This window comes from Paenibacillus sp. GYB003 (assembly GCF_036577625.1).
Taxonomy (GTDB): Bacteria; Bacillota; Bacilli; order Paenibacillales; family NBRC-103111; genus Paenibacillus_AB.
Genome location: NZ_JARBDC010000091.1, coordinates 1 through 5,925, shown reverse-complemented (window position 1 = coordinate 5,925; position 5,925 = coordinate 1). Strand labels below are relative to the sequence as shown.

Annotated in this window: 6 protein-coding genes; 3 read left to right on the top strand and 3 right to left on the bottom strand. The window is 59.5% G+C overall.

Annotated elements, in window-relative coordinates; translation table 11 throughout:
• On the bottom strand, positions 1 to 918 hold a 918-nt coding region (locus PV407_RS29315; RefSeq protein WP_332093566.1), incomplete at its 3' end, for an FAD-linked oxidase C-terminal domain-containing protein.
• Between the two features lie 143 nt (positions 919 to 1,061).
• Positions 1,062 to 1,490, bottom strand: coding sequence for a hypothetical protein (locus PV407_RS29310; RefSeq protein WP_332093565.1), 429 nt, complete (start codon positions 1,488 to 1,490; stop codon positions 1,062 to 1,064).
• Between the two features lie 182 nt (positions 1,491 to 1,672).
• Here PV407_RS29310 and PV407_RS29305 point away from each other — a divergent pair, with 182 nt between their 5' ends.
• Genes PV407_RS29305 through PV407_RS29295 form a run of 3 tightly spaced genes read left to right on the top strand, consistent with a single transcriptional unit; the run spans position 1,673 to position 5,666 of the window.
• The gene (locus PV407_RS29305; RefSeq protein ID WP_332093564.1) at positions 1,673 to 3,256 is read left to right on the top strand and encodes a spore germination protein; all 1,584 of its coding nucleotides are present in this window, start codon (positions 1,673 to 1,675) and stop codon (positions 3,254 to 3,256) included.
• A gap of 32 nt (positions 3,257 to 3,288) precedes the next feature.
• Positions 3,289 to 4,572 (top strand): Ger(x)C family spore germination protein, encoded by a 1,284-nt coding sequence (locus PV407_RS29300; protein WP_332093563.1) that lies wholly within the window; start codon positions 3,289 to 3,291, stop codon positions 4,570 to 4,572.
• Complete coding sequence (locus PV407_RS29295; RefSeq protein ID WP_332093562.1) at positions 4,569 to 5,666, top strand: GerAB/ArcD/ProY family transporter; 1,098 nt, start codon at positions 4,569 to 4,571, stop codon at positions 5,664 to 5,666. Before PV407_RS29300 ends, PV407_RS29295 begins: the two co-directional genes overlap by 4 nt.
• 178 nt (positions 5,667 to 5,844) lie before the next feature.
• On the opposite strand, the gene PV407_RS29720 is transcribed toward PV407_RS29295, so the two are convergent.
• On the bottom strand, positions 5,845 to 5,925 hold an 81-nt coding region (locus tag PV407_RS29720), incomplete at its 5' end, for an IS3 family transposase (protein ID WP_442951723.1).

The window sequence follows — 5,925 nt, the reverse complement described above, 5'->3', positions numbered from 1 at the left end:
TTTCTCGGCGGCGATGGCGGCGATCGTTTTGCCGCCCTTGATCGCTTGGGCCAGCTCGTCTTTCGTCGTGCCGAGCAGAGCGGCGAGCTCGCCCGTGACGGCCAGCCGGAATTCGAAGTGCGCGCCGCCCCTGTCCTTAAAGTCGAGCTTGCCGAAAGGCAGCCCCGCTTTGCCGCCGCTTTCGCCGTTGACGAACTTCGTGGCACGGTCGGTCAAAGCCGCCTTCGCCTTGTCGTACTGCTCCTGCGCCAGCTTGCCATCCGCCAGCTGCTTGTCGAGCTTCTCGAGCGGAGCTTTGACGAGCAGGCCGACGACGGAGTCGACGGAGACGTTTTTCTCGGCGGCGATGGCGGCGATCGTTTTCCCGCCCTTGATCGCTTGGGCCAGCTCGTCTTTCGTCGTACCGAGCAGAGCGGCCAGCTCGCCCGTGACGGCGAAGCCGGGACCGATGTGGAAGCCGCGAAAACGGTCTCCTTGCTCCGGCATCGCGCGCTTGCCTTGTTTTCCGATTTGCCCGTCGGTTTGCGTTTGCGCTTGCGGTTGCGAATTGTCGCCGGTCGGTGCCGCTTGAACATAATGATGCGCCCAAACGCCTCCGCCGAGCGTCAAAGCCAAAGTCATCGTGCCGGCAACCCACGTTCGTAAACGTTTCATCGTTCGTTCCGCCTTTCGTTTCGAATCGATGTTCAATAGGGAGATATTGGCATCATAGCCCGCAATGCTTAAACGAACGTGAAATTTGGCTGAAAGTTTGCTGAAAGTTTCGCAGGTAGAGGACATGCGCGATCGCCGGAGCGTGAAATCCGCACAACAAGGCAAAAGCCGGCTCGCCTTCGGATAGGCGGGGCCGGCTTTACGTCGATTTAGGGAGCCTGAATCCGGGGCGATCGCTAACGAACGAGTTCGAGTTCGATACATCTTCAAAACCCCCGCATTCGGCCCCGAAAACGATTGCTTGGCGCTAGGTTGATGGATGGGTTTACACGGTAAAATACCGCCGGAGCTTTATTCCCCGGCGGTATTTTTCCAACGCGTGCAGGTTGCGTTAACGCCGTTAATCGTTAACGGCCTTGCGGGTTACCGTTTCGTACGCGCGGCGGCGTCCCTTTCGTGGACGAGGGCCCCCGCTTCGGCTGCCGGACGGGCCGGCGCGCGGCCGGAAGGCCGGCCGTGGACGCTTTGCCGCCGCCGAAAAACGAGCCGAACGAGCCGAACATGTTCAGCAGCGGGCCGAACGATTGGATCATTCGCATCATTCTCTGAACTTTGCCCATCGTGTTCATGATTCCGTCCAAGCCGCCCCATTGGTCGAGAAACGAGAACATGCCGCGGTTGTCCGCCCCCGGACCGCCGGAGCCGGGCGCAGCGCCAGGACCGAGCAGGCCGCGCACCTCGGACCGGTTCAAATATGGAGAGGGCGGCCGCCGCTTGCCCGTATTCGTTCCGGGGCCGGGATAGCGTCCCGCGTTCGTCCGTTTAGTTTTGCTCATCGCGCACTCATCCCTTTGCTTATAATCTGCTCCCTATCACAATATGTCGCGGCCGCGGCTGACGTTTGGGTGAAGCGCACGGCGGCGCAAACATCCGCGATCCGCCGGGGGGCCGAGCGATGAATGGGATTCCGAAATATTCACATACTAGGTGAAACTGGAAGCGAGGAGTGCGGGACCGCTTGTTCAACCGATTGCGCGGCAGCGCCCGGCAGAGCGAAAAACAAAACGAACGTCGGCGGCGCCATCGGACCGCTCCGCCGTCTCCGCTCGGTACGTCCCTGGCCGGTACGATCGCCGCCATCCGTCATGCGATGGGGACGAGCTCCGACATTGTCGTTCGGGAGTGGAACGCGGAGGAGGGCTTTTGCGGATTCGCCGTCTGCTATATCGACGGGCTGGTCGACAGCAAGCAATTGATCGAATTGCTGGAAAACGCGGCGGACGCCCTGTCGCGGGAAGCCGTTTCCCCCGAAACCGCGTTCGCGCTCGTAAAAGGGCGTATTCCGTTCGGCGGCGTAACGCCGCTTACGGACGAGGAAAGCGTATATGCCCGCATGCTGGAGGGCAGCGCCGTCATCCTTGTCGACGGGTCACCGGTCGCGATCGCCGTTTCGCTTCCGGGCGGGGCCCGACGGGCGGTCGAGGAGCCGAGCTCGCAAACGGTCGTCCGCGGTCCGAAGGAATGCTTCACGGAGGAGCTGTCGACGAATTTGGCGCTTCTCCGGCGGAAGCTGCGAACGCCCGATCTGAGGGTGGAAACGCAAACGATCGGGCGATATACGCAAACGAAAGTCGCGGTCGTTTATATCCAAGGGATCGCCAATTCCGAAGTGGTCCGGGAAATGACCGCCCGGCTCGAAGCGATCGATACGGACAGCATTTTGGACAGCGGATATATCGAGGAGCTCATTCAAGACGAGGCCGTGACCCCGTTCCCGACGATTCAAAATACGGAGAGGCCCGACGCGGTGGCCGGCGGTCTGCTCGAAGGACAGACGGCCGTCATCGTGGACGGGACCCCGTTTGCGCTGATCGCCCCGGTCACGTTTTTCAAGTTTTTCCAATCCAGCGAAGACTATTACCAGCGCTACGATCTTGCGTCTTTTTTGAGGATTATCCGTTTTATTTCTTTCCTGATCGCACTGCTTCTGCCTTCGCTGTATATCGCCGTGTCGACGTTCCATCAGGAAATGCTCCCGACCACGCTTCTCATCAGCCTTGCCGCCCAAAGGGAAGGGACGCCGCTGCCCGCGCTGATGGAGGCGCTGCTGATGGAGGTGACGTTCGAGATTATCCGCGAAGCGGGAGTCCGCATGCCGCGGGCGATCGGACCGGCCATTTCCATCGTCGGGGCGCTCGTGCTCGGCCAGGCGGCGGTACAAGCCGGGTTGGTGTCGGGAGCGATGGTCATCGTCGTTTCGTTTACCGCAATCGCCAACTTCGTGCTGCCGACGATCAATATGGCGGGGACGGTTCGGCTCATCCGGTTCGTCCTCATGTTTTTGGCCGGCACGCTCGGCCTGTTCGGCATTATGGCCGGCATGATTCCGCTGCTCGTCCATCTCGTATCGCTCCGGTCGTTCGGCATTCCGTACTTCATGCCGGTCGCCCCTTTCCGGCTCGCGAACATGAAGGACTTGTTCGTCCGCTCGCCTTGGTGGACGATGAAGCGCCGGCCGGAGCTGATCGTCGGAGCTAACGCGACCAGGCAGGGAGCCGGCCAGATGCCGAAGCCGCCCGATCCTTCGCGGGAGGACGGCTGATATTTCATGCCGGAAAAAGGAGCGGATTCGCCATGCGAACGTTCGGACGGCTATGCGTCATCGCGATCGCCTGTTTATGTCTGTCCGGCTGCTGGAGCCGCAAAGAATTGAACGATCTGGGAATTGCGACCGCCACCGGATTCGACCGCGAGGACGGGAAGTGGGTCGTTACATATCAAACGGTCGTGCCGTCGGCGATGGTGACCGGGACCGGCGGGCCTTCGGGGGGAACCGCCTCGCAAGCGACCGTTCATGTGCTGTCGACCAAAGCGAAAACGATTCGCGAGGCGGTCGCCGCCAGCGAGCTGGAATATCCGAGGCTGCTGTACTTCGCGCACAATAACGTGCTCGTCATCGGAGAGGAGGCGGCCAAAGCGGGAATCTCCGAAATTATCGATCTGTTTTTCCGCAATCCCGATTCGAGGGAAACGGTTCTCGTGCTGCTGGCGGAAAAGAAGGCGAGCGACGTCTTGACCAAATTCGTGCCCCCGGAACGGCTGCCGGGAGCGGCGATGGCGGAAATGCTGCGCAAGGAGGAAAGGTTTACATCGATATTTCCCGCCGTGTCGATGTACAAGCTCGCCTTGAAAATCAATTCCGACGCCGGGGGAGCGGGAGTGCCGGAGATCGTGCTGGCCGGCGAAAGCAAGCAGCTGGAATCGCTCGACATTTACAAGAAAACGTCCGCGGCCGGCAAGCTGAGGTTATCCCGCTTGGGCGTCTTTCGCGGGGACCGGCTCGTCGGATGGATGAACCGCGAGGAGAGCCTCGGCTTGTCCTGGCTGTCGGACCAACTGAACGGGACCAACATGTCGTTCGACTGCCCCGGTTCGGATGGCGGGGGCGGAAAAGCGACGTTTCGCGTCGAATCGGCGCGCACAAGGGTGACGCCCGGAAAGAAAGGAGACCATTACACGATGGCGATCCATGTGAAAGCGAAGGGCATCGTCGTGGAATCCACGTGTACCCGCGATTTGAAGTTGCCGGGGAATGCCGATGCGATGGAAAAGCAAATCGAGCGCCGCATCCGGCAGCAAATGGAGACGGGATGGCAAGCGGTCAAGCGGCTTCGGGTCGATCTCCCCGGTTTCGCCGACAAGGTGCATCGCGCCTACCCGCGGGAGTGGAAGCGGATCAAAGGCGAGTGGGAACACGAGCTGGAGCGAACGGAATTGACCTACCGGGTGGAAGCGACGGTACGGCGTACGGGGCTGTTTCAAAAATCGTTCGACGAACTGCAGAAAGAAAGGAAGGGCGAATACGGAGGAGTGGGCAAGTCGGGCAACAATGGCACGACCGGAGGCGAATCGCCGTGAACCGATCGTCGCTCCAGGTTTCCGAGCTGGTCATCGGCCTCGTTTTGTTCGAAATCGGCAGTACGCCGCTCTTTTTGCTCGGCGGCAAGGCGAAGCAGGACGCATGGATGGCGATGGGGATCGCGGCGGCGATCGGCTTCGTTTTGCTGCTGCTCTATTTGGGCATTCACCGGAGACATCCGGACCGCGACCTGTACGAGCTGTGCCGGTTCTATCTCGGAAGGTGGGTCGGGACGGCGGTCGGTCTCGCTTTCGTCCTGTATTTCGCTTACGAAACGTCGCGGAATTTGCGGGATTTGGGCGAGCTGACCGTGCTTACGTTATTGGTCAAAACGCCCATTTTCTTTATTATGTTCGTCACGATTATCGTCATCGCGATGATTGCGCTGCACGGCGTGGAGGTGCATTTCCGGACCTGCACGGCCTTATGTCCGGTCATGGCCGTCAGCTATGCGCTCATTATCGGGCTGATCGCGGCGGCGGGGCTGATTCATCCGGAGTTTCTGTTTCCCGTGCTGGACGACGGATGGAAACCGGTTTGGACCAGCGCGTTTCCGGAAATCGTCTCGTTTCCGTTCGGGCAGACGGCGCTGTTTCTCGTCTTTTTTCCGCTCGCGAAAAAAGGGAGGAGCTTGTCCAAAGCGGTCATGATCGCCTACGCCGGCGTAGCCGCGTTCGTGATCGCGGTCAATCAAATCAACATTTTGGTCCTCGGACCCGTGCTCGCGGCCAACGCGACGTTTCCTTTGCTGCAAACGGTGCAGCTGATTCAATTCATGAAGGTGTTCGAGAGAATCGACATTTTGTTCGCGCTGCTTCTGTATTTCGGACTGGGGGTCAAGATGGCCTCGTTTTATATCGGGGCGGTGATCGGTATGGAGAAAATAACGGGTATCCGCTACAACAAGTGGGTGCTTCCGGTAGGAGCGGTTATCTTCGCGCTCGCGTTCCTTTCGCCGAACTATACGTACCATATTTGGACCGGCCTCGTCGTCGTCGTCAATACGATCAGCCCTGTTTTTCAAATCGCGCTTCCGTTACTGCTGTTCGCCGCGATGCTCATTCGCCGGAAAAAAGCGCGAACGTCCGGATGACCGGATAACCGAATCGGCCGGCAAGTCGAGCCGTTCCACCGGAAGCCGCGGCGCAACGAGCGCTTGCGGTTTTTTTGGCGTTGACGGTTAGCGTCATTAACGATGAAGGCGGTTAAAGAAAAAACGGACGATGGGTGGTCTTACCCCCGTCAAGTAGACAGTAAAAAAAGAGGTTAATTTATACGGCGATCGCCATTCGGTACTCAACCGGAGAGCGGTCGCCGAGTTTTTTCTGAAAGCGTTCATGGTTATAAAACTC